19 protein-coding genes are annotated in these 23,367 nt (G+C 34.2%); 9 read left to right on the top strand and 10 right to left on the bottom strand.

From position 1 onward, the window contains the following. Positions 1-96 precede the first annotated feature (96 nt). Positions 97-555 (top strand): RNA methyltransferase, encoded by a 459-nt coding sequence (locus tag ACFPTQ_RS06825; protein ID WP_379775443.1) that lies wholly within the window; start codon positions 97-99, stop codon positions 553-555. A 79-nt stretch (positions 556-634) separates the two neighbouring features. On the opposite strand, the gene gatB/aspS is transcribed toward ACFPTQ_RS06825, so the two are convergent. The 4 genes from gatB/aspS to ACFPTQ_RS06805 all read right to left on the bottom strand — a co-directional run bounded on the left by gatB/aspS (position 635) and on the right by ACFPTQ_RS06805 (position 6,262). Then, complete coding sequence (gatB/aspS, locus tag ACFPTQ_RS06820) at positions 635-3,967, bottom strand: bifunctional amidotransferase subunit GatB/aspartate--tRNA ligase AspS (protein ID WP_379775440.1); 3,333 nt, start codon at positions 3,965-3,967, stop codon at positions 635-637. Beyond that, the gene (locus tag ACFPTQ_RS06815; protein ID WP_379775437.1) at positions 3,967-5,364 is read right to left on the bottom strand and encodes an amidase family protein; all 1,398 of its coding nucleotides are present in this window, start codon (positions 5,362-5,364) and stop codon (positions 3,967-3,969) included. The genes gatB/aspS and ACFPTQ_RS06815 overlap by 1 nt, the downstream gene beginning before the upstream one ends. Before the next feature lies 1 nt (position 5,365). Beyond that, the gene (locus ACFPTQ_RS06810) at positions 5,366-5,647 is read right to left on the bottom strand and encodes a hypothetical protein (RefSeq protein ID WP_340696473.1); all 282 of its coding nucleotides are present in this window, start codon (positions 5,645-5,647) and stop codon (positions 5,366-5,368) included. A 165-nt stretch (positions 5,648-5,812) separates the two neighbouring features. Further along, positions 5,813-6,262: a hypothetical protein gene (locus tag ACFPTQ_RS06805; protein WP_379775434.1), complete on the bottom strand. Its 450-nt coding sequence runs from the start codon at positions 6,260-6,262 to the stop codon at positions 5,813-5,815. 173 nt (positions 6,263-6,435) lie between these two features. Between ACFPTQ_RS06805 and ACFPTQ_RS06800 the strand changes: the two genes are divergently transcribed. Next, positions 6,436-6,981 carry a DUF2911 domain-containing protein gene (locus ACFPTQ_RS06800; RefSeq protein ID WP_379775431.1) on the top strand — a complete coding sequence of 182 codons (546 nt, stop codon included), beginning with the start codon at positions 6,436-6,438 and terminating at the stop codon, positions 6,979-6,981. A gap of 179 nt (positions 6,982-7,160) precedes the next feature. Here the strand turns inward: ACFPTQ_RS06800 and ACFPTQ_RS06795 are convergent, their stop codons facing one another. Both ACFPTQ_RS06795 and ACFPTQ_RS06790 read right to left on the bottom strand, forming a co-directional pair. Then, complete coding sequence (locus ACFPTQ_RS06795) at positions 7,161-8,915, bottom strand: TonB-dependent receptor (protein ID WP_379775429.1); 1,755 nt, start codon at positions 8,913-8,915, stop codon at positions 7,161-7,163. Between the two features lie 107 nt (positions 8,916-9,022). After that, the gene (locus ACFPTQ_RS06790; RefSeq protein WP_379775426.1) at positions 9,023-12,037 is read right to left on the bottom strand and encodes a tetratricopeptide repeat protein; all 3,015 of its coding nucleotides are present in this window, start codon (positions 12,035-12,037) and stop codon (positions 9,023-9,025) included. A gap of 166 nt (positions 12,038-12,203) precedes the next feature. On the opposite strand from ACFPTQ_RS06790, the gene ACFPTQ_RS06785 reads away from it, so the two are divergent. From ACFPTQ_RS06785 to nudK, 6 genes are all read left to right on the top strand, one after another. Continuing rightward, entirely contained in the window at positions 12,204-12,887 is a 684-nt protein-coding gene (locus ACFPTQ_RS06785; RefSeq protein ID WP_379775424.1) for a cell division ATP-binding protein FtsE, read from the top strand. Positions 12,888-12,920: 33 nt separating this feature from the next. After that, complete coding sequence (locus ACFPTQ_RS06780; RefSeq protein WP_379775422.1) at positions 12,921-13,706, top strand: TrmH family RNA methyltransferase; 786 nt, start codon at positions 12,921-12,923, stop codon at positions 13,704-13,706. A 108-nt stretch (positions 13,707-13,814) separates the two neighbouring features. Then, the gene (locus ACFPTQ_RS06775; RefSeq protein WP_379775579.1) at positions 13,815-16,037 is read left to right on the top strand and encodes a RelA/SpoT family protein; all 2,223 of its coding nucleotides are present in this window, start codon (positions 13,815-13,817) and stop codon (positions 16,035-16,037) included. Between the two features lie 125 nt (positions 16,038-16,162). After that, positions 16,163-16,648: a Fur family transcriptional regulator gene (locus ACFPTQ_RS06770; RefSeq protein WP_278035120.1), complete on the top strand. Its 486-nt coding sequence runs from the start codon at positions 16,163-16,165 to the stop codon at positions 16,646-16,648. Positions 16,649-16,718: 70 nt separating this feature from the next. Next, entirely contained in the window at positions 16,719-17,990 is a 1,272-nt protein-coding gene (locus tag ACFPTQ_RS06765) for an adenylosuccinate synthase (protein WP_379775419.1), read from the top strand. A 55-nt stretch (positions 17,991-18,045) separates the two neighbouring features. Further along, a complete protein-coding gene (gene nudK / locus ACFPTQ_RS06760) occupies positions 18,046-18,627 on the top strand; it encodes a GDP-mannose pyrophosphatase NudK (protein ID WP_379775416.1) in 582 nt (193 codons plus the stop codon). 112 nt (positions 18,628-18,739) lie between these two features. Here the strand turns inward: nudK and ACFPTQ_RS06755 are convergent, their stop codons facing one another. Together ACFPTQ_RS06755 and ACFPTQ_RS06750 are read right to left on the bottom strand one after the other, a co-directional pair. Beyond that, a complete protein-coding gene (locus ACFPTQ_RS06755; protein WP_379775413.1) occupies positions 18,740-19,378 on the bottom strand; it encodes a peroxiredoxin in 639 nt (212 codons plus the stop codon). A 639-nt stretch (positions 19,379-20,017) separates the two neighbouring features. Continuing rightward, complete coding sequence (locus ACFPTQ_RS06750; RefSeq protein ID WP_379775410.1) at positions 20,018-20,929, bottom strand: AEC family transporter; 912 nt, start codon at positions 20,927-20,929, stop codon at positions 20,018-20,020. 186 nt (positions 20,930-21,115) lie between these two features. Here ACFPTQ_RS06750 and meaB point away from each other — a divergent pair, with 186 nt between their 5' ends. Continuing rightward, a complete protein-coding gene (gene meaB, locus ACFPTQ_RS06745) occupies positions 21,116-22,186 on the top strand; it encodes a methylmalonyl Co-A mutase-associated GTPase MeaB (protein WP_379775408.1) in 1,071 nt (356 codons plus the stop codon). A gap of 17 nt (positions 22,187-22,203) precedes the next feature. Here the strand turns inward: meaB and ACFPTQ_RS06740 are convergent, their stop codons facing one another. Both ACFPTQ_RS06740 and ACFPTQ_RS06735 read right to left on the bottom strand, forming a co-directional pair. After that, positions 22,204-22,947 carry a hypothetical protein gene (locus ACFPTQ_RS06740; RefSeq protein ID WP_379775405.1) on the bottom strand — a complete coding sequence of 248 codons (744 nt, stop codon included), beginning with the start codon at positions 22,945-22,947 and terminating at the stop codon, positions 22,204-22,206. A 139-nt stretch (positions 22,948-23,086) separates the two neighbouring features. Further along, positions 23,087-23,317, bottom strand: coding sequence for a hypothetical protein (locus ACFPTQ_RS06735; RefSeq protein WP_026713350.1), 231 nt, complete (start codon positions 23,315-23,317; stop codon positions 23,087-23,089). Positions 23,318-23,367 lie beyond the last annotated feature (50 nt).

The raw sequence follows: 23,367 nt of genomic DNA, 5'->3' as shown, positions 1-23,367 counted from the left end.
ATCAACAAAATATGTCAATTTCAACAATAAAACCCTTATTTATTTCAATAGAATTTAAAATTTGACAATACTACTAACTGTTCGTATTTTTGCAGCATGAACGACAATTTTAAAAACGAATTTTTCGGAATCGGAATACAGAATGGTAAAACCCCTGAAAACTTAGGCGTTTTATGGAGAACAGCTCAAAATCTGGGAGCCAGTTATATTTTCACCATCGGAAACAGATATGCGAAACAAGCCTGTGACACGCACAATGCCGTGAAGTCTATTCCCTATTTTCATTACGAAACCTTTGAAGATTTCTTCAACAATCTACCTAAAGGCGCACGATTGGTCGGTGTTGAATTAGACGACAGAGCAGTCGATTTAGAAACTTTTGAACACCCAAGAAGATGCGTTTACCTTTTAGGCGCAGAAGATAATGGTCTATCCAAAAAAGCAATGGAAAAATGCCATTTTTTAGTCAAATTCAAATCAGAGAAAAGTTTAAATGTTTCTGTATCAGGAAGCATCGTACTTTATGACAGAGGACTTAACAAGCCTCGTTCCTAAACTTAAAAACAAAATCTTACATATAAAAAAGCGGATTGATACTTCTACCAATCCGCTTTCTTTTTCTTATTATAGAAAACTATTTATTAATAATTCTCACATTCATTTCCTCTACTTTTTTATCAGACAGTGGCGATGGAGCTCCAAATAACAAATCTTCACTTGTTCCTGTTTTAGGGAAAGCCATAACTTCACGAATAGAGGCTTTTTTCTCTAAAATCATCATCAAACGATCAATTCCCCAAGCGATTCCTCCATGTGGCGGCGCTCCATACTGGAAAGCCTTATACATCGTTCCTACACTCTTAATCATCTCTTCTTTATTGTAACCCATATTTCTATAAGTTGCTTCCAGAATTTCCGATTTATGAGCACGAACAGAACCTCCTCCAATTTCGTATCCGTTCAGGATAATATCGTATTGCTGCGCAATGATAGTACCAATTTCTTCTTCTTTTCCTTCCATATGCTTTTGCAAATCATAAATGGCCGGCATAGAGAATGGATTATGTGTAAATGTCCATCGACCTTCATCTGTTTTTTCAAACATTGGGAAATCAACTACCCAAGCCGGACGTAATTCTTTAGCATTAATCAAATGCAACATTTTACCCATTTCCTGACGTACAGCATCTAAAGCCTTATTTGCTGTAGCATAATCAGCTGCCGAGAAAAATACAATATCACCCACCTGAGCATTCGTAGCCTGAATAATTCCGGCTGCAATTTCTTCACCCAAGAACTTAATAATTGGCGATTGCAATTCGTCTTCATTTACGATGATATATGCTAATCCTCCTAAACCGTGTTGTTGTGCAATAGCCGTCAAAGCTTCAATTTGACCTTTAGACATACGCTTGTTTCCTTGCTCTTGAGCCGAAACTTTGATACATTTTACAATTCCACCTTCTTCAATTGGTTTAGAGAAAACTTGGAATGTAGTTTCTTTTACAATTTCGGTAATGTCTTGCATTTTTAATCCAAAACGCAAATCAGGACGGTCACAACCGTAATAATCCATCGCTTCTTTATACGTAAGCACTTCAAACGGATGCAAAATCCATTTGTTACCATATACTTTTTTCACTACTTCATTGAACAATTTCGTGTTCAAATCGATAATTTGTTGCATGCTCGCATACGCCATTTCCATATCCAACTGCGTGAACTCCGGCTGACGATCCCCACGAGAATCCTCATCTCTAAAACAACGCGCTACTTGGAAATATTTCTCATAACCACTTACCATCAACATTTGTTTAAACTGTTGTGGCGCCTGTGGTAAGGTATAAAAAGAACCTGCTTGTTTACGAGTGGGAACAATAAATTCACGTGCTCCCTCATCTGTTCCTGCACTCAAAATAGGTGTTTCAATTTCTAAAAACTCCTCTGCATCCAGAATATCACGGATTAACTTAATCACTTTATGACGGTTTACAATCGCACGACGCACCTCATCATTTCTATGATCTAAGAACTTGTATTGAAAACGAGTTGCCTCATTGGTTTTTGCCGCTCTTTTAATTTCGAAAGGCAACGTTTTTGACAAGTTTAATATCTCTAATTCGGATGTTTCTAATTCAATTTTACCGGTACGCAATCCCGCATTGTAATCATCTTCATTACGCCCAACAACCTTTCCTTTTACAGAAATAACCGTTTCAGGCTTCAATTTTACTAATTCATCGATATTAGGAAATGTTTCTCTACTGATATTAACCTGGAAAATTTCATAACTTGAATCACGCAAATCTATAAACATCAATTCACCATGGTCACGCACACTCGCTACCCAACCAGACAATAGAACTTCCTCACCTACATTCGCCTCTGATAATTGCGAAATCTTATGTGTTCTGTAAACATCTTTTACAACGATTGGAATTTCCGGCAATGCTTCTTCCTGACTTTCTTTTTGTTCAGCAATAGCTTCTTTCACCACTTTTTCCTGTGCTTCATTTTTCTCGGAAACCGCAACAGCTCCTAATTTATCTAAGATAATCTGACGAATTACTTTTCCATTAGCGCCTTTTCCAATAATACCTAAAACTTTACCAACTAAAATACCTGCTTTCCCCTGATCACCAGCCTTAATATCATTTGCGACAGCTTCATTATCAGCAATAACCTTAGCAATTACTTCCTGAATTTTATCTTCAGAAATGGTGTTTTCTTCAAAATATTTTTTATAATCAAAAGCAGCGTCTTTCAAATAGCTCGCTAAAGCATTTTGCACTAAAACCGCTGTAATTTTCTCTGCTTTGAACAATTGGAAAATTGCAATAATATCCTGAACATTATTGATTTTATCATAATCTTCCGCCTTGATATTATTAGCTAATGTTTTAGCCACAAACGAAGGATCATTGATTTCATGGTTTATTGCCACAAAAGTTCTGGAACGCAAACTATCAGCCGTGAAGAATTTAGCATCCTGAGGCAAAACACCTCCACCAATCAAAATAGATTCTACTGCAAAAGGCAAAGCAGAGGTATCTACTTTAATTCCTTCTACTTCTTTTTTGATGTTTACAAAAGGTAAATCCGGCTCAGAAATAAAACGATAATCCGCTTCAAATTCCTTTTTACGCATGGTTTTCGTTTGCTTCAAATCGGCATCCCATAAAACCGTAGTTTGATCAGGACGAAACTCCTTATGCTCAATATAATAATTGAATTGTTTCTCTACCTCTTCTTTCAAAGCTTCCACCATAAACTTAAACGAGTTCAAGTTTTTGATTTCTGTTCTTGGATTCAAATCGTAAGAGTGTTTTTTACGCAAAGACACAGAAACATCCGATTTGAACTCCCCTTTTTCAAGGTTCGCTTCAGAAATTCCCAAGTTCTGTACAATACGCTGAATGTACTGCGCATAAGTTGAAGCGTCTTCGATATTACGAATACAAGGCTCCGTTACAATTTCGATTAACGGAACTCCTGCTTTATTAAAATCCACTAAGGAAATTTTCTTTTCGTGCATTAATTTCGCAGCATCCTCTTCGATATGTACCTGAGTCAAATTTACAGTAAACTGCGTACCATCATTTCGATAACATGAAACGTGACCATCAGGAATAATCGGATTGTGGAACTGCGTAATTTGGATATTTTTCGGGTTATCCGGATACTCATAGTGCTTTCTATCCCAAGAGATTACTTCATTACTAAAAGAAGAATCTACCGCTTTACCGAAATAAATAGCTTTCATTACCGCTTCTTTATTTACAGCTGGTAAAACTCCCATTTGTCCGGTACAAACCGAACATATATTTTGGTTAGGTGTTTCAATTTCTTGATTTGGACAAGAACAAAACAACTTGGTTTTGGTATTTAATCGAACGTGCGTTTCCAGTCCGATAACCAATTCTAAATCGTGGGCCTTAATAGCCGCTGTTAATTGTTCCAATTCCATTATAAAATATCTTTTAAGAAGTTAGCAAATTGCATCACTAATTCATCATTATTCTTTGCTGCTGTAATTTGCAGACCTGTACTTGTTCCTTGTGGTACGGTTAAAGTAGGTAATTGTCCTAAACTAAAACCTACGGTGTATGCATCTGATAAATACATCGCCAAAGGATCTTTTAAACTATCTCCAATTTTAGGTGGCGTACCTGGTGTTACCGGCGATAAAACGATATCCACTTCTTCAAAATCCTTACTGAAGTTTTCAGAAATCTGATCTCTTAAAGCCAAACCTTTCAAATAAATTTCATCCGAGAAACCTTGAGACAACACTTGGTTTCCTCCCACAATTCTACGTTTGGTTTCTTCAGAGAAATTCTCAGAACGGGTAACCGCATAACTGTCAATCAAATTTTCACCGTCAATTCGGTTTCCATAGTTGGTTCCGTCCAGACGAGATAAGTTGGATGCTGTTTCGGCCATAGCCAAGGTATAATAAGTAGAAACTAAAATATCCGATTTAAAGAAATCTAATTCTTTTACTTCAATTCCTTTGGCTTTTATTTTTTCGATAGCAGCTAAGAAATCTGCTTTTATTTTCGCATCAATCGCTTCGCTATCGATGAAATTTTTAAAATACCCAACTGTTTTTACTGAAGAATTAGTAAGAGCTTCTTCCGTAATTTCGCTTGAAACTATCGAAGTTTGATCTTTTGGATCTTTTCCGCTCATTACGTTCAACACGATACGGATATCCTCAATTGATTTAGCCAATGGACCCACGCAATCTGTAGAAGAGGCATAAGCCATCAAACCGTATCTTGAAATTCTTCCATAAGAAGGTTTCAAACCATAAATATGATTGTATCCCGCAGGCTGACGGATAGAACCTCCCGTATCTCCTCCAATTGAAAACACCGTATATTCTTTAGCCACATTCACTGCTGAACCTCCACTTGAACCTCCAGCTGCTAATTCCGGATTGATTGCATTTTTTACCGCCCCGAAAATGGTATTTTCACTCGAAGAACCATGACCAAAACTATCACAGTTTTCTTTTACTAAAGGAATAGCTCCCGCATCTAATAATTTCTGGATAGCCGTTGCTGTATAAGGTGATTTGTAATTTTTTAATAAATCAGAACTTGCAGTCGTGTAAGTTCCTTGTACCATGTACACATCTTTAATTCCAAAAGGAATACCTTCAAGCAAACCAATAGTTTCTCCGTTTGCAATCTTTGCATCTACCTTAGCTGCTAATTCAAGCGCCATGGAATCCAGAGTACTATTTACTGAATTGTATTCATTTTGCTTCAATAAATCTAATTTTTCCTGAACTAAAGCGGTACAACTTATTTGTTTAGACACCAGTTGTTGGTGTATTTTTTTTATCTGAGAATCCATTTTATCCTTCTATAACTTTAGCAACAACTAAAAAACCATTTTTCTTGTTCGGGAAGTTTTCTAAAATAATTTGTTTTTCAATAGCCGAACTCTCTACCACAACATCTTCTCTTAAATCACTAACCGACACACAATTATGATTGACATTATTTAAGGAATTATTATTTGCTGGAATTGCATTTTTAATTACATCAAATAATTGGTTCACGCTCTCCGATGGCTGCGCTCCTTTAATACTCGACAAAACGTCGACTGTCATTATCTTACTCATAATTTTTAATATGTTTTAAAGTCAAACTTCTAAGCGGGCGAATTTACGAAAGTTTTTTTTAGGGATTCCTATTTTTTTAAATGAATTCAGTTAGACAAATAGCACTAACCTGAACACAAATGTGATTTTTTTTAAGCTTTTTTGTTAAAATCACTACACAACTATTTACTCAAAAAACTAGGCTACTTCCTCTATCAAATACTTCGTTCCATTAATTTCAAAGGTGAAACCAACTGCATTCCCCATTAATTTTTTCCCCAAAGGCGATTGAGGCGATAAAGCAATTATATTTATTCCGTCAATAGTTATTTTTGGCAAAGCCAAAGACAGGTACAAATAAATTCCATTGGCTTTCATCAAACTTCCTAAAGTAATCGCTTTTGAACTTATTTCCGGATTAATTTTGTCCAAAATCGCTTTTTGATCCAAAACTTCACGCAACTTCGTATTAAATTTTTCTTGTTCCAAGTGCATCATCGATAAAGCCGTTTCGTGTTTATCACCAGCCGAACCTTTGGCATCATTTTTAGAATCCTCGGTCAAAGCCGAAATCATATCCCGAAAAGCATCTATTCGATCCTCTAGCATGCGAGAGTAGTATTGATGTATTTTTTGTTTAAAAGTCATTTTGCATTTTTATTTCATATTAATCCAAATGATAATTTGAACGGCTCACAAATTTAATTGATTATATTCATCTCACACTATTTTAATTGTATTTGACAAACCTATTTATCTGAAACAAGGATTTTTTATTTAACTTCGTAAACACTTTTATTAATCTTATTCTTTAAATTATCATGAAAAAAACAAAAATCTTATCTACAATTGCTTTTGGACTTCTATTGTTTACAGCAACCAGCATTCAAGCCCAAAAATTCCCAGGAATTGACAAAAGCCCAATGGATGCTACTTCATACCCAAACGATTATAAAATCCCTGTAAAAACAGCCAAAGTAGTGTATAGTCGTCCACAACTCAAAGGACGTAGTTTAAATGAACTAGCTCCTAATGGAAAAGTTTGGAGAACAGGTGCTAACGAAGCAACCGAAATTACATTTTACAAAGATGTCTTTTTAGGAAAAACGAAAATTAAGGCTGGAACCTATTCTTTATTCACCATTCCTGGAGAAAAAGAATGGACAATCATTTTAAACAAAGACCTTAATGCTTGGGGATCTTATTCGTATAAAGAAGATAATGATGTAGCTAGACTAAATGTTCCTGCAACACAATCAGAAGAATCACTAGAAGCTTTTTCTATGGTTTTCACCAATGCCGAAAAAGGAATGATCTTAAATTTAGGTTGGGATAAAACAAGAGTAGCGATTCCTTTTACAGAGTAATTCTTTTCAACCACAAGGACTTTAGTTTAACCGAAAACCTGTCTGCCGACAGGCAGAGAGTGCTAAGTTTTTCGCTAAATAAAGGAAAAAGAAACCTGTTGCTAAACAAAATAACCGCAAAGCTATCTTAAATAACTTTGCGGTTAAATCTTTTTAAACTTTGCGGTTAAAAAAACTTCTTAGAAATCGAATTTAAAATTAGCACCTACTAACACCTGAAACCCTTGAACTGGATAGTTCATCCATTTTTGATAGGAGTTATTCGAAATATTATTCAACTTTAAAAATCCCGTTATTTGCGAATTGTGTTTATAACCTAGATGTGCATTAACATCAAAATAACTTTTTAATTCAACAGGAACACCATTTACAACCACATCTGAATTGAATTGCATGTCTTTTCGTTCCCCTACATAAAATACTTTTGCACCAGCAAACCACTTAGGTGTAATGTTAAAATCTAAAGTCGAATTAACCTCAACTGTTGGTAAATTCCACACTTCTTGTTGGCTATTACTCTTATAATTACTAAATGTCCCGCCAATTCCAAAACTTACATTTTTAGAAAAATCAGCTTTTAAATCACCTGACAAACTAAAAGTTCGCACATCATCATAGACCACTTGGAAAGAATTACCAAAAGCATAGTCCTGATTAGTTTCATTTTCGGTATAGTTTTGACTTTTATACAAAGCTTTACCGCGTTCGTTCACATAAGAACCTTTGATATTATAACTTATACTTGAGGCTAACTTCCCTTTTAATCCTGCAAAAATATCATATTGTTGATCTGTTGGGGCAATAGTCAAAGTAGGCGACATAAAAGGATTTTCTTTCACAAAATCCATATAGGAGTTTTGCTCTAAACTTCCTTCAGCACCAGCGTAAAATATCATCAAATCCTTCACTACAGGATAAGAAACATTAATATTAGGATATACTAAAAACTTACTATCATTTCCTTGATTATCCATACTGTAAAAAAGTTTCACACCCAAGTTTACATCCCAACCCTTTTCGTTAATGTAAAAACTAGGCGCTAGACCCACATTAGTAAAACCGTATTTTATAGGTTCTAGGTTCGAATTTTCATAATTTTTTTGAAAAGTACCGCCTACATAATCTACAATAATATCTGTTTTAACGGTTTGTTCAGAGACATCAAAGGTTAACGAAGGATTAAAATAAAACCTATTTTCAGCCGAATCAAAACTATCGGTAAAATGACTAAATTTTGTTGCTACTTCTTTGAAAGCTCCTTCATTAAAACTCAATTTCCCTCCTAATGAAATACCATTATAGCTATGTTTAGAATCAATACTTCCAATCAAATTATTTTGATCAGCGGCACTCAACGAACCCCCAAAACCCATTGGCAATCCATACCAATTGTATATTTGGTTTTGATAACCCAAATCAATATTCCATGACATACTATCATAATTTGCTCCATAAAAGGCATCCAAAGCCGTATCGTAAAACCAGTTATCCAATTTCACATCATTTATTCCTCCTTGTGATGAAAAATGGCGAAACATCCCTCCTACATAATCATTAGCTCCTAAATTTTGATTTACAAACAACTCGGCATTTAAATTACCATAGTTACCATAACCCAAAGTCACATAATTATTATAAAATTTTTCTTTTGCTTCTTTATCTACACCTTCTGCTTTTCCTTTTGCAGGCATAAAAGTAGAAGCCACAGGAAAGGAAAAAATGGTGTATTTTATTGTTTCCTTTTTTGCATTAGCTTCATCATCCAGAACTGGAGATTCTTGAATTTTAGAAGCATCCGAAACAGCTGGCGTATATGGTTTTACCACATTTACAACCTCTGAACCAATATTTTCATCTTTTTTCTGCGCCCAAGAAACTTGTAAAGCCATTAGAAACAGCCCTATTATTATTTTATTTTGGAAATTGAAATTCATATTTTATTTTTTACTCTGCTTTCTAAACCTTTAAACCTAAATGAGCTTAAGCAGATAATTAGTTTTTTTTTTAATCTCTTCTCTTTATTCTTTTATCTATTTTCTAATTAATTACCAATAGAAGAATTCGTTTTTGATTCCTCTGATTTCACTCGATTTAACTCCGTTTGTGCTTCTTGAACAACTTCTGGGAAATCTGAAAAATTTTGAATCACACTATCCAAAATATAGGTAGCCTGAAAACTATCTTTCAATCCATAGAAGTTTTTAGCCATTACGATCAAACCTTTTGCACCATAATAACGATAAGCAGCATAACTCTTTGCTAATTTTTGCACAACGGTATTTGAAGCTTCAAACTTCCCTTCTTGGTTTTTAAAATACGCATCGTAGTACAGGGCTTCAGCTGCTAATTCTCCTTTGGCAATTGGGAGTACTTTTGCGTACGCTGCTTTAGCCTTAAGTTCGTCTCCTGTTTGCATAGCCGAACGAGCAATTATAATTTGCGCATCACTTTTTACATTATCATCCGTTTTTGGATTAGCCAATACTTTTTCGGCATAAACTACTGCATTAGCATATTCTTTACCCTCATAATAACATTTCATTAAATTGGATTGCGCAAAGACTTTATTCTGAAACAAATCAGCTTCATTTTCTAAACGAAGCAAAACAGGAATCGCTTTTTCTTTATTTCCACTCTCTAATAAAATCTGTCCTAATCGAGACAAAGATTGTTCGGTATATTCATTCCTTGGTTCGTTAATTACGTATTGGTAATTCGGTATTGCTTTGTCTTTTTGTCCTTCTGCATAATATGCTTGTGCCAACTGGAAATTGGCTTTCAAAGCATGAATTCCATTAGGAAAACTCGAAATATAAGCTCTGAATCCGGAAATTGCCTGAGCCGTATTATTTTGCTCATATTGCTTCATCGCCGATTCGAAAGTATCGTTATCCAAATCTGCATCGGTAACCGCCACAAAATCTAAGGTTCTAACCCAATTAGCATATTCCGCTACCTTACCACTATCAACATAAATTAATCGCGCTGTCGCTACCGCTTCTAGAGCTTCTGGTGTTTTAGGATATTCGGCGGCTACTTTTTTGAATTTTAATAATGCTTCAGCATTTCTATCTGAATTGTAATACACTAAACCTTGACGCAATATTGCTCTAGAAGTAAAGGCACTATTTTTATATTCATTAATCAATCTGTCGTATGATTTTAATGCCGCATCTTGCTTGCTAGTAGCTACGTAAGTATTTCCTAATTCAAACATCGCATCATCGCGGTAGCTTGATTTAGGGTAAGCTTGTATAAAAGCATTCAAATCATCAATTTTCTTATCGTTTCGAGACACAAAACCATAACACATTGCTTTTTGAAAATAGGCATAATCAGCATCTACACTTTTTAATTCGATCACTTTATTGTAAGCATCCATAGCTGGCCAATACTTTGTGGTTACAAATCGACAATCTGCCAATCGTAAATAAGCATCTGTAATTCTTGTTTTATCGTCCTTTACTTTTTCGATAAACTTTTGAAAAGCATCTCCAGCCGCTTCATATTCTTTTAATTTAAAATAAGCATAAGCAACATTATAACTACTGTTTTTATATTCTGGAGTAGAAGCCGCAGTAGTCATTCCTACAAATTGTTTAAAACTCAATAACGACTTATCATAATCTTCTAACACATATTCTGTTTCTCCTTTCCAAAAAGTAGCTCTGGCGGTAAATTGCGTATCTACACCATTAGCTAATGATTTCTGAAACATTGGTAAAGCTTGAGTATAATTTCTATCGGTATACAATTCTAAACCTCTGTAAAATGTCACTTTTTGGTAAGCCAATTTATTCTCTGGACTTTTATTTTTTTCCAATAAAACCATCGCTTCTTTGTAGTTTTTTGAAGAGATATACGAATCTATCAAAAGTTTTTCTACTACTGAACGATTTGCATTATTAGGATACTTATCCATAAAAGCTAACAAAACCGAAGGAACACTTTGATACGAATTCCCTAATTCATAACTTAGTTTTGCATAATTCAAATGGGCATCTTCCTGGATTGCTTCATCAAAAGACATTTCTGAAGCATTTTTAAAAGCATTTAATGCTTGTTGTTTTTGATTCAATTTCAAATAGCTTTCACCCAAATGATAATAAGCATTTTGAGCAACTCCGTCTTTTCCTCCTACGATTTTATTAAACTGAGCAATTGCTTTCTCATAATCGTTTTGCTTGTAATAAGCGTAACCCAATTGGTAATAATCCGTATTACTCCATTTGCCTTTTTTACCTTTATAAGCTACTAAATGAGGAATGGCCTCATTGTATTTTTTTAAATTAAAATAACTCTCCCCAATTATCTTGTGTAATTCTGATTGTTCCACAGGAGTTGATTTGGCCATTGCTTTTTGCCCCTGCTCTATTGCTTTTTCAAAATTCCCCGACTTAAAGCTCATATCAGCCTGATAATAAGATAGTTTTTCGGAGTATTTTTCTTCTTTGGCTACTGCATCAAAATACTTGTTAGCTTCTTGATAATTATCGCCTTCATAAGCCATAAAACCCAGATAGTATTTGGCTTGCGAACCATACACTTCTGAATTTAAAACTTTATTAAAATATTTTGTTGCTTCTTTTTTATTTTTTGAACTAAAGAAACTATAACCTTTTTGAAAGTTAAAACGATCTTTTTCGGCAGCATTTAATTGATTCTCATCAACTTTCTCAAACCAATTTAAGGCCTCCGAATAATTGCCTTGATTAAAATAATAATGCGCTACTTCGGTGTAAGCTTGGTTGCTTTTGGAACTTGTTGGATAAGTTTCTAAAAAGGATTCCATCAACACATCAGCATTAGCATGTCCTAACCGAACGGCACAACTAGCATCGTAATAAGCACAATCCGATTTGGTTTCCTCATCATGTGTCGCCATTTTTACTTTTTCAAAAAGGTATTGTGCCGATACATATTGATTATCCTTATACAAAGAAATGGCACGATCAAAATCTTTTAAATCAGTAGTATATATTGTTGATTTCTGTGCTGATAGCGTATTGGTTTTAACTAAAACCAACAAAAAAAAGAGCCAAGAAAATTTACGCATTTTATCTGTTTTTTAATATCCAAATATATTATAATATAGGCTTTATAACGTGGCACAAACCGCTTTTATTATGAACAAATCTTTTAACAAACCACAAAAAACTATGAGATTGATATTGCTATTTCATAATTGATAATTACTTTTACACCATAAACAATCGTTAATTATGTCTCAAGCTGTACTGTCATTAAAAAACGCAACCATTTATCAAGGAGATAAAGTAATCTTATCAAACGTAAACCTAGAAGTAAACCACGGCGAGTTTCTGTACATCATTGGAAAAACAGGTTCTGGAAAAAGTAGTTTTATGAAAACTCTTTATGCCGATTTGCCTTTAACAGAAGGTCATGGACATGTAGTAGACTTTGATTTAGAAACACTTAAAGAAAATGACATTCCGTTTTTAAGACGTAAAATTGGGATTGTTTTCCAAGATTTCAAACTCCTACCAGATCGCTCTATTCAAGACAACATGCTTTTTGTATTGAAAGCAACTGGCTGGACAGACAAAGACGAAATGGAGCGTAAAATTGAAGAAGTTTTAGACAAGGTAGGCATGAAAAACCACGCCTCAAAAATGCCTCATCAAATTTCAGGAGGAGAACAACAACGTGTTGCGATTGCTAGAGCACTTTTGAACGATCCAGAACTAATCTTAGCCGATGAACCTACAGGAAACTTAGATCCTCAAACCAGCGTAGAAGTTTTAGATGTTTTGAAAAAAATTAATGCCAATGGTAAAACCATTATCATGGCAACACACGACTATGCCCTATTGATGAAATTCCCTTCAAAGACCTTAAAATGCGAGGATTCTAAAATTTTTGAAGTAGTACAAAGAACTATTTAATTTTTTTTTTACAATACTAAAATTTAGAATCGCTTGAAACAAATAACATCCATTCAAAACCCATTCATAAAATCTTTAGTATTATTACAAGAAAAAGCTAAAAACAGAAAACAAACAGGCACTTTTTTAATTGAAGGAGTGCGTGAAATTTCATTAGCTATAAAAGGCAATTATGAAATTGAAACAATACTGTTTTGTCCCGATATTTGTAGTGAAACAGAAGCCAAAAAACTGGCTCCTAAAGCCGATTTCATTGAAATCAACACAGCCGTTTACCAAAAATTAAGTTATCGAGAAACAACCGAAGGAATTTTGGCTGTAGCCAAATCCAAGTCATTACAACTTTCGGATTTACAACTTTCGGAAAACCCATTAATTTTAGTAGCCGAAGCCCCAGAAAAACCAGGAAACATTGGTGCACTTTTACGCACTGCTGATGCTGCCAATCTAGATGCCGTAATCATTGCTAATCCAAAAAGTGATTTATACAACCCAAACATTGTTCGTTCCAGCGTAGGTTGTTTATTTACCAATCAAATTGCAAGTGCAAGTACCTCAGAAATCATAGCTTTTTTAAAAGAAAAAAACATCAATTTCTATTGTGCTACTTTGCAAAATTCAACTAGTTACCACACTCAAGACTATACAAAACCTACAGCCTTAGTTGTTGGTACTGAAGCCACTGGACTTACTCAAGAATGGCGCGATGCCGCTACACAAAATATCATAATCCCTATGCAAGGAGAAATAGACAGCATGAATGTATCGGTTGCTGCAGCTATTTTAATTTTTGAAGCCAAAAGACAACGAGGTTTTTAGATTACAGAATCCGTTCTGAAATCTGAAATCTGCATTCTAAAATCTGAAATCCCAACTCTTGCATATATGCAAACTTATCTTTATTTTTAGAAAATGAACACTGGAAATATGACCGAAATAGAAATCGAAAAAGAAAATAAAGCAATTGCTCAAGAATATAAAGAATTACTTCGTATTAGTTACCAAACTTTAACTCCTGAAGACAAGAAACTAATCCGTAAGGCCTTTGATGTTGCCGTAGATGCCCATAAAGAACAAAGAAGAAAATCAGGAGAAGCCTATATTTTTCACCCAATTGCTGTTGCTAAAATTGTAGCATCAGAAATTGGTCTTGGCGCTACCTCAATTGCGGCAGCCTTATTACACGACGTAGTTGAAGACACACCAATAACTGTCAAAGATATTGAAAGCATGTTCAATCCTAAAGTTGCTCAACTGGTTGAAGGATTGACTAAAATTTCTATCGTACAAAAAGACATGAATGTATCTATGCAAGCCGAAAACTTCCGTAAGATGCTTTTAACTTTGTACGATGATGTTCGTGTAATCTTAATAAAAATTGCCGACAGGTTGCACAACATGCAAACAATGGAATCGATGGACGACCATAAGCAAATTAAAATTGCTTCGGAAACCTTGTATATTTATGCTCCATTAGCACATCGATTAGGACTGTATAACATCAAAACCAAACTAGAAGATTTAGGATTAAAATACACTGAACCATCTGTTTACAATGATATTGCCAGTAAAATCAAAGAAACCAAGGAACAACAAGACGCTTATATCAAAGATATTTCAGACATATTAAAAGCTTCTCTGGATGCCGAAGGAGTTGATTATATCATCAAAGGACGTCCTAAATCAATCTACTCCATTCGTAGAAAAATGAAGGCACAAAACGTAACTTTTGACGAGGTTTACGATAAATTCGCCCTTCGCATTGTTTATAAATCGGCTCCACACGACGAAAAATTCATCGCTTGGAAAATATACTCCATTGTTACAGACCATTATAGACCAAGCCCAAGCCGTTTAAGAGATTGGATTTCCTCGCCTAAATCAACAGGTTACGAAGCACTCCACATTACCGTAATGGGACCAAAAGGACGATGGGTTGAAATCCAAGTACGTAGTGAGCGTATGGATGAAATTGCCGAGAAAGGTTATGCAGCACATTATAAATACAAAAATGGGGATTCAGAAGAAGGCGGATTAGACGTTTGGCTTAACTTATTAAGGGAAGCGTTAGAAAACCCAGAGACCAATGCCATTGACTTTGTAGAAGATTTCAAAATGAATTTATATTCGAAAGAAATCTATGTGTTTACTCCAAAAGGAGATATAAAATCTCTACCTAAAGGAGCTACTTCTTTAGATTTTGCTTTCAGTATCCACTCTGAAATAGGAGTCAAAACCCGAGGAACCAGAGTGAATGGTAAACTAGTACCCTTGAACTACGAATTAAAAAGCGGTGATCAAGTAGAAATTATCACTTCGCCTAACCAAAAACCTACCGCTAACTGGCTAGACTATGTAACTACTTCGAGAGCTAAGAATAAAATTAAAAATGTTCTTAATGAGAACACGAAGAAAATCGCCGAAGAAGGAAAAGAATTACTAACACGTAAATTAAAGCATTTAAAAATCACTTTAAATGAAACGGTTACGAATGAATTAGTTAACTTTTTCCATCTTAAAACTAGTTTGGATTTATTTTATCGAGTAGGTTTAGGTACGATTGACAACCAACAATTAAAAGATTTTGCCGCACAAAAAAGCAACTCATTAATTAATTTCTTTAAAAACAAAATTAAACGAGGCGGAAATAATACTGCTGATGCCGACATTCACAAACCTATACTTCACAATAATTATGACTTGCTCGTTTTTGGAAAAGAACAAGACAAATTAGATTACAAACTAGCGAGCTGTTGTAACCCAATTCCAGGAGATCAGGTTTTTGGATTTGTAACAATCAACGAAGGAATAAAAGTGCACAAGAAAGATTGTCCTAATGCCATTTCGCTACAATCGAATTATGCATACCGAATTATGCAGGCAAAGTGGATTGATTCTTCACAACAAGAATTCAAAGCTACTTTGAACATAACCGGAATGGACAGTATTGGTCTAACAAACGAGCTTACCAAAGTTATTTCAAACAATATGAACGTCAACATCCAAAGTATTTCCTTGAGCGGAGAAGCTGGACTTTTTAAAGGACAATTAACCGTTGTTGTTCGAAACATCACAATTTTGAAAAAACTAATTGAAAACATTAAAAAAATTGACGGAATTGATCGAGTAACTCGAGTTTATAAAAATTAGAGACTTATAATTTCTAATCCTTTTTTTAGTTTGGCTTCTGCAGTTCTAAAAAAAAGAACAAAATTATTCTCTTATAAGTACTTAAACTTGAAAACTATTAAAATAAAAAATTATCTTTGCCGAATATGACACTCATTTCAACAAATAACAATAAAAACCAAGAAATTGTAAAAAATGTTTTTACAATGTATCTTGAAAAAAATGGCCATAGAAAAACGCCTGAACGTTACTCTATACTTCAGGAAATCTATGAAAGCGAAGAACATTTTGATATAGAAAATCTATATATCAAAATGAAAAATAAAAACTACCGTGTCAGTAGAGCTACTTTATACAATACCATCGAATTGTTATTAGATTGTGCTTTAGTTCGTAAGCATCAGTTTGGACAAAATCAGGCGCATTATGAAAAATCCTATTTTGACAAACAACACGATCACATTATTATGACCGATACTGGTGAAGTGATCGAATTTTGTGACCCAAGAATACAAACCATCAAAAAAACAATTGAAGAGATTTTTGATGTAGAAATTAACAATCATTCCTTGTATTTCTATGGCACAAAGAAAAAAAGCAATACGGAAGAAAAACAACAAGAAAATCAATAAAACTTTTAGTTAAATAGGCGCAAAATCAAAATCGCCAAAACAAATTAAGGATTAAATAAATAAATTAAAAATGACCGTAGATTTATTACTAGGATTACAATGGGGAGATGAAGGAAAAGGAAAAATTGTTGACGTTCTTACCTCAAATTACGATATTATTGCCCGTTTTCAAGGTGGACCAAATGCTGGACACACTTTAGAATTTGACGGAATAAAACACGTACTTAGAACCATTCCTTCAGGAATTTTCCATAAATCAGCGGTAAATGTTATTGGAAACGGTGTTGTAATTGACCCTGTTGTATTTCAAAAAGAAATCGAAGGATTAGCTAAATTTGACATCGATATCAAAAAGAAATTAATTATATCTAGAAAAGCCCACTTAATCTTACCTACGCACCGTTTATTAGATGCTGCTTCTGAAGCTTCTAAAGGTAAGGCTAAAATTGGTTCAACACTTAAAGGAATTGGACCAACTTACATGGATAAAACCGGTAGAAATGGTTTACGTGTAGGAGATATTGAATTAGAAGATTTCAAAGAAAGATACCGCTCTCTTGCAGACAAACACGAAGCGATGATTGCTTTTTACGGTGTAGAATTGCAATATAACTTACCTGAATTAGAAGCAGAATTTTTTGAAGCAATCGAAGAAATTAAAAAATTAGATTTCATTGACAGCGAAGAATACATGCACCAAGCTCAAAAAGCAGGCAAATCTATTTTATGCGAAGGAGCTCAGGGTTCTTTATTAGACGTTGATTTTGGTACTTACCCATTTGTAACTTCTTCTAATACTACTGCAGCAGGAGCTTGTACTGGTTTAGGGATTGCTCCTAACAAAATCAAAGAAGTTTACGGAATTTTCAAAGCTTACACTACACGTGTTGGTAGCGGCCCTTTCCCTACTGAGCTTTTTGACGAAGATGGAGCGACAATGGCTAAAGTGGGTAACGAATTTGGATCCGTTACAGGAAGAGCGAGACGTTGTGGATGGTTAGACTTAGTGGCGTTAAAATATGCAGTACAAGTAAATGGCGTTACGCAATTAATGATGATGAAAGCCGACGTACTATCTGGTTTTGATACTTTAAAAGTTTGTACAGAATACAACTATAAAGGGAACAACATTTCTCACTTCCCATATAATGTAGAAGAAGAAAATGTGGCTCCAATTTACAAAGAATTCAAAGGATGGAAACAGGATTTAACTGGAATGACTTCTTATGAAGAATTACCTGTTGAATTAAAAGAATACATTGAATTTATAGAAAAAGAACTTGAAGTGCCTATTAAAATTGTTTCTGTAGGTCCAGACAGAAAGCAAACGATTTCAAAATAAAACCTAAAAACGCTCTGATTTTTCAGGGCGTTTTTTTATTTCCAAAAAAATAAAGATGAACGACCCAAAAATAACAATTCAAAATACCGAATTACTATCTGATAATTGGTATATACTCAACAAAGTAACTTTTGATTATCAAAAAACCGACAATAAAATCATTACACAAAAAAGAGAAGTATATGACCGAGGTAATGGAGCGGCTATTTTACTGTATAACAAAGAAAACAAAACCATCATCTTAACACGACAATTTCGATTACCTACTTATTTAAATGGCAATCAAAACGGAATGATGATTGAAGTTTGCGCAGGCTTATTAGATCAAGACGAACCCGAACAATGCATTATAAGAGAAACCGAAGAAGAAACTGGATATCGCATTACTAAGGTTCAAAAAATCATGGAAACCTACATGTCCCCTGGAGCAATAACTGAAATTCTATACCTTTTTATTGGCGAATACGACGCTTCCATGAAAGTAAGTGAAGGCGGTGGATTGGATCACGAACAAGAAGATATTGAAGTAATCGAAATGCCTTTTGAACAAGCGTATAATATGATAGCAACTGGCGAATTAAAAGATGCTAAAACGATCATGTTGTTACAATATGCAAAGATTAATTTGGAGTTATAATAAACTTATTGCGAGCACAGAGAAGCAATCCCACTGAGTTTACAACTAAAATGTATAGCAAATGTGATTGCTTCGCTGCGCTCGCAATGACCAATTGGGTTAAAATCAACTCTTATTTATTCGGTTGTGGTGTCATTCTCAAGTAATATTTTATGCGATTAAATCCTTTAGGGAATTTAGCAGGAATATCTTCATCCTTTACAGCTGGTGAAATCACAACATCCTGACCGTCTTTCCAGTTAGCAGGAGTTGCCACACTATAATTAGCCGTTAATTGCAAACTATCAATTACACGTAACAATTCGTCAAAATTACGTCCTGTAGAAGCCGGATACGTTAGAATTAACTTGACTTTTTTATCCGCACCAATAATAAATACCGAACGAACCGTAAAAGTATCATTCGCATTTGGATGAATCATATCATACAAATTAGCTACTTCTTTGTTCTCATCAGCAATTATAGGGTATTGTAAAGTTACGTTTTGAGTTTCTTCAATATCTTTGATCCAATTTAAGTGCGACTCTAAACTATCCACACTTAACGCAATTACCTTCGTATTTCTTTTTTGGAATTCAGAAAAATAATTAGCCACAGTTCCTAACTCTGTTGTACAAACAGGAGTAAAATCAGCAGGATGTGAAAATAAAACACCCCAAGAATCTCCTAACCATTCATGAAATTGAACAGTACCCTGAGTGGTTTCTGCTTTAAAATCTGGAGCGATATCGCCTAATCGTATTGTTGCCATAGTATTTACATTTATATTAATTCTATAAAATTAGTCAAAAAAAGTAATACTCGTTATTTAATTAGAATAAATGTTTGTTAAAGAACATGAACTGATTTAACAATTACTATTCATTATTCTCCCTTAACAACAATTTAAATTTAACATTGGATTGACAAAACGGCCAAAAACAAATAAACCAAAAAAATAATAGGCAACAAACACAATACTAATGGTATAATTTTACCCTTCAATTCAGATTCATAAACAAAAATTGAAAACAAATTAACTATAGCAAAGGAAAACAGTACCGGAATCATCAAAATGATTGGATAGATAAGCCAACCAAGATTGATACTCAGTATATCTGCCAAATACAAAAGTGCTAGTATTAGAAAGAATACTAGAAAAATTTGTTTTGATCGTTTGCGTAGTTTATCCATAAAAAATAAAATTGCTTCAAATTAATAGTTAACTATCCTTTATCAAATATATTAGTTTCTATTTACAAAAAAATATCTTGAAACGTAAAAAGTAATCCATAGCCCTGATAGAAGTGAAAATCCTTGTTTTTCTGGGGTTCAGAAAACAAGATTGTAACGAATAGCAGGAGAAAAAGTTATTATGAAAAGTAATAGTTCTGCTTCTAAAAAATTTAGTTTAAATATACTGCAAAACGAAATACCAAAAAGCCAAAGTAACAAACGAAATCGGAATACCAAATCCTATCATCATACTACTTAATCGGGGTTTCAAGCCGTGTGAAGTTGCCACAATACTAGCCATAATCATAGGTGCCATGGCAGCCTCAATCAAAGCTACCTGAATCATTAATCCGTTTTGTTTTAAAACAACAACATATAGCAAAAACAATAGCGCTGGTGTGAGGAACAATTTGTAAGCCAATCCAATCCACAAAAATTTCCAATGCTTACTTCTACTATCAAAATGCAATTGTAAACCAACAGAAATTATAGCCAAAGGAGTCAATAAGCTACCTAATTTGGTCAAACCAAATTGAATATAATCATGAAAGTCTAAACCAAGTATATTAGCTAAACAAGCCACTAAAAAACAAATAAACGGAGGGAACAATATTACTTTTTTAAAAATAGCTCCTCCACTAGTTGCATCTTTTGAATACATAGTAGCTACCACTACTGCGAGCGTAGAAACTACTACGAAAGTACCTGGCTGATCGACTAAAATAGCCATTTTTAAACCTTCGGAACCATATAGTGCATTTACTATGGGAAAACCAAGGAAAGACGTATTACCTAAACCTGCGGTGATTATCAAACAACCAATTAATTTTTTAGACCAACCGTATTTTTTTCCCAAAAAACGAAATAAAAAAAAGGAAACTGTAAAACCAATCCATGTTACTCCAATGAGATACAGCAACTTATTATCCCAATGAATTTTAGGAATGTAGTAAAGAGCCAATGCCGGAAGACATACGTTAATTACAAACTTATTGATTAATTTATAACTAGTAGTAGGAAACCATTTTACATATTGCAAAGCCACTCCAATAAGTAAATAGACAAAAATCAGGATTATATTTATCATAATGCTGCAAAGATATTCACTAATTTGGAGCTATCATAAAGCTTGTTAGAATTATCACAATTATTTTATTATCTCACAAATAACAAAGTTTTTAGAAGTTCCCAATGTATTATTTGTTGCGATTTGGATAAAAAAAAACAAATATTATATCTTAAATTTACTTAAAGCAATTGGTAAAGTAGAAAAGTGAAAGCAAACAAAGACTCAAAAGAAAACAGTCCTAAAAAATTCAATGCTGCGATTTTAAAAAAAATTCAGCAAGCCAGAAGAATTCAGCCTAATACTGAGGAACTCGTATCCCGTATATTGGCAGGAGATACTGTGGCATTAAGTAGAGCCATCACTTTAATCGAAAGTACAAATCCAGAGCATTTTGAGAATGCCAATACAGTAATAAACTTATGCTTGCCACATGCCAATAAATCAATCCGAATAGGAATCACTGGTGTTCCTGGGGTAGGCAAAAGTACTTTTATTGAAGCTCTTGGAAAACATCTAACGCAACAAGGTAAAAAAGTAGCTGTACTTACCATTGATCCCAGTAGTGCTATTTCACACGGAAGCATATTAGGAGATAAAACCCGTATGGAAGAATTGGCTAAAGATCCAAACGCCTATGTACGACCATCAGCATCAGGGGAAACACTGGGCGGTGTAGCCCGAAAAACCCGAGAAACAATTACACTCTGCGAAGCAGCAGGTTTTGAAACTATAATCATAGAAACCGTAGGTGTAGGACAAAGTGAAACTGCTGTGCATAGTATGGTGGATTTCTTTTTACTGTTGCAAATAGCGGGAGCTGGCGACGAACTACAAGGCATTAAAAGAGGTATTATAGAGATGGCTGATGCTATTGTGATCAATAAAGCAGATGGAGATACTATCGCTAAATCAAAAATTGTTCAGACAGAAATGAGTCGGGCTTTGCATTATTTTCCTAGCAAAAAATCAGGATGGAAACCTTGTGTAAGCACTTGTAGTGCGATTACGAAAGCTGGAATTTTAGAAATAGAGCAAATCATTTTGCAATATATCGATACCGTTAAAAACAACGGCTATTTTGAGCGTAAAAGAGCGGAACAAAATGAATATTGGCTACTAGAAACCATCAATAATCAACTTAAAGAAGATTTCTTCAATCATCCTCAAATTCAAGAATTAGTAGACAAAACAAAAAAAGCGGTGCAAAATAATGAGTCTTCCCCATTTGCAGCCGCTAGATTATTAGTAGAAACCTATTTTAAACACAAATCTTAATTAGGTGATTTCATAACTTATCGAATATTAGAAACGGAATTTTTAGCTGTATCATGCTTTGTTTTTAAAATACCACTTTCAACCGTAAAACCTATTCTAACTTGTGTTTTCAGCGTATCTTTTAACCCGGAAGTTGCTTTTTGCAAAACAACAAAAACCAATTCGTACTCACCATCAGACAACTCCATTATAGCATCAGAATCTTGATCTGGTATCGAAAAAACTTTTTTTGCATTTTTAGCATACGATGCAGCGGCAGCGCCACCTCCTGCTCCACCTGATAAATTACCCACACTAGAAACTGCTGCAGAAATAATAGATCCTCCGGGTAAAGCGCCACCTAACAAAGAGGCACCTTGTGACAATGAACTACCAGCTGCATGTAAGCCTTGATTCACTTTTTCACCAAATGTATTTCGCTCATTAGCCGTTAAAAAAACAATACTATTCTCTTTTAAATTCACCTTATATCCCGCATTGTTAGGAAATAAAACGATACAAGAATTCTCCATCAACCTCACATTGATTTGAGAGGAACTTACTTTTTCGCCAAATGTAGCTCCTTGAGTCTGTTTAGGAACTGTAACATTCATTGAAATCCTATTGGGCATCGAATTAGAAATGGAATTGATTCCTTTCATAGTTGAAGAGGTAGAAAAACTTCCTTTTTCTGCTCCTTCTTTCGCTTTATTTATTTGTGCATTTACGAAACAAAAGCATCCTAAAGCAAAAACAACAGTTATTTTTTTTAACGTTTTCATGGCGTATCTTTTTTTGATTTTATACTATATCAATTAGACTCTGATTTTGTTACCCCTACTGAATAAAAAAGCTGTAAAACAATTAAAATTAATCATTTTACAGCTTTTAAACTATTATTTCAATGCTTTTCAGCAGGAGTTAGTCTTGCTCGTAGCGCTCCATTTCTCTGTCGTAAAAAGCATTTGCTTGCTCAATTAGACTTTCCATTTCGGCATTTAATTCGGCTTCATCTAAATCTTCTGGTTCTTCCATAATTTCAACTTCATCATCTTTTAGGTTGATGATAAATCTTGGGTAATCTAAATGAATGATAAAAATATCATCTGGGAAATCGGTATTGTCGCCTAGTACAAATTTTGGTAATTCCATCCTAAAATTAATTTGATTATTTACTAATTGTCCTAATTTATACAAACTGA

It is taken from the genome of Flavobacterium sp. GCM10022190, from assembly GCF_042656445.1.
GTDB lineage: Bacteria > Bacteroidota > Bacteroidia > Flavobacteriales > Flavobacteriaceae > Flavobacterium > Flavobacterium nitratireducens.
This window is presented reverse-complemented; position numbering and strand designations above follow the sequence as displayed.

Bases quoted from the DNA above. Each gene is read 5' to 3' on its own strand.
- ACFPTQ_RS06825 (WP_379775443.1), top strand. From the start codon at position 97: ATGAACGACAATTTTAAAAACGAATTTTTCGGAATCGGAATACAGAAT.
- gatB/aspS (WP_379775440.1), bottom strand. From the start codon at position 3,967: ATGGAATTGGAACAATTAACAGCGGCTATTAAGGCCCACGATTTAGAA.
- ACFPTQ_RS06815 (WP_379775437.1), bottom strand. From the start codon at position 5,364: ATGGATTCTCAGATAAAAAAAATACACCAACAACTGGTGTCTAAACAA.
- ACFPTQ_RS06805 (WP_379775434.1), bottom strand. From the start codon at position 6,262: ATGACTTTTAAACAAAAAATACATCAATACTACTCTCGCATGCTAGAG.
- ACFPTQ_RS06800 (WP_379775431.1), top strand. From the start codon at position 6,436: ATGAAAAAAACAAAAATCTTATCTACAATTGCTTTTGGACTTCTATTG.
- ACFPTQ_RS06795 (WP_379775429.1), bottom strand. From the start codon at position 8,915: ATGAATTTCAATTTCCAAAATAAAATAATAATAGGGCTGTTTCTAATG.
- ACFPTQ_RS06790 (WP_379775426.1), bottom strand. From the start codon at position 12,037: ATGCGTAAATTTTCTTGGCTCTTTTTTTTGTTGGTTTTAGTTAAAACC.
- ACFPTQ_RS06785 (WP_379775424.1), top strand. From the start codon at position 12,204: ATGTCTCAAGCTGTACTGTCATTAAAAAACGCAACCATTTATCAAGGA.
- ACFPTQ_RS06775 (WP_379775579.1), top strand. From the start codon at position 13,815: ATGACCGAAATAGAAATCGAAAAAGAAAATAAAGCAATTGCTCAAGAA.
- ACFPTQ_RS06770 (WP_278035120.1), top strand. From the start codon at position 16,163: ATGACACTCATTTCAACAAATAACAATAAAAACCAAGAAATTGTAAAA.
- ACFPTQ_RS06765 (WP_379775419.1), top strand. From the start codon at position 16,719: ATGACCGTAGATTTATTACTAGGATTACAATGGGGAGATGAAGGAAAA.
- nudK (WP_379775416.1), top strand. From the start codon at position 18,046: ATGAACGACCCAAAAATAACAATTCAAAATACCGAATTACTATCTGAT.
- ACFPTQ_RS06755 (WP_379775413.1), bottom strand. From the start codon at position 19,378: ATGGCAACAATACGATTAGGCGATATCGCTCCAGATTTTAAAGCAGAA.
- ACFPTQ_RS06750 (WP_379775410.1), bottom strand. From the start codon at position 20,929: ATGATAAATATAATCCTGATTTTTGTCTATTTACTTATTGGAGTGGCT.
- ACFPTQ_RS06740 (WP_379775405.1), bottom strand. From the start codon at position 22,947: ATGAAAACGTTAAAAAAAATAACTGTTGTTTTTGCTTTAGGATGCTTT.
- ACFPTQ_RS06735 (WP_026713350.1), bottom strand. From the start codon at position 23,317: ATGGAATTACCAAAATTTGTACTAGGCGACAATACCGATTTCCCAGAT.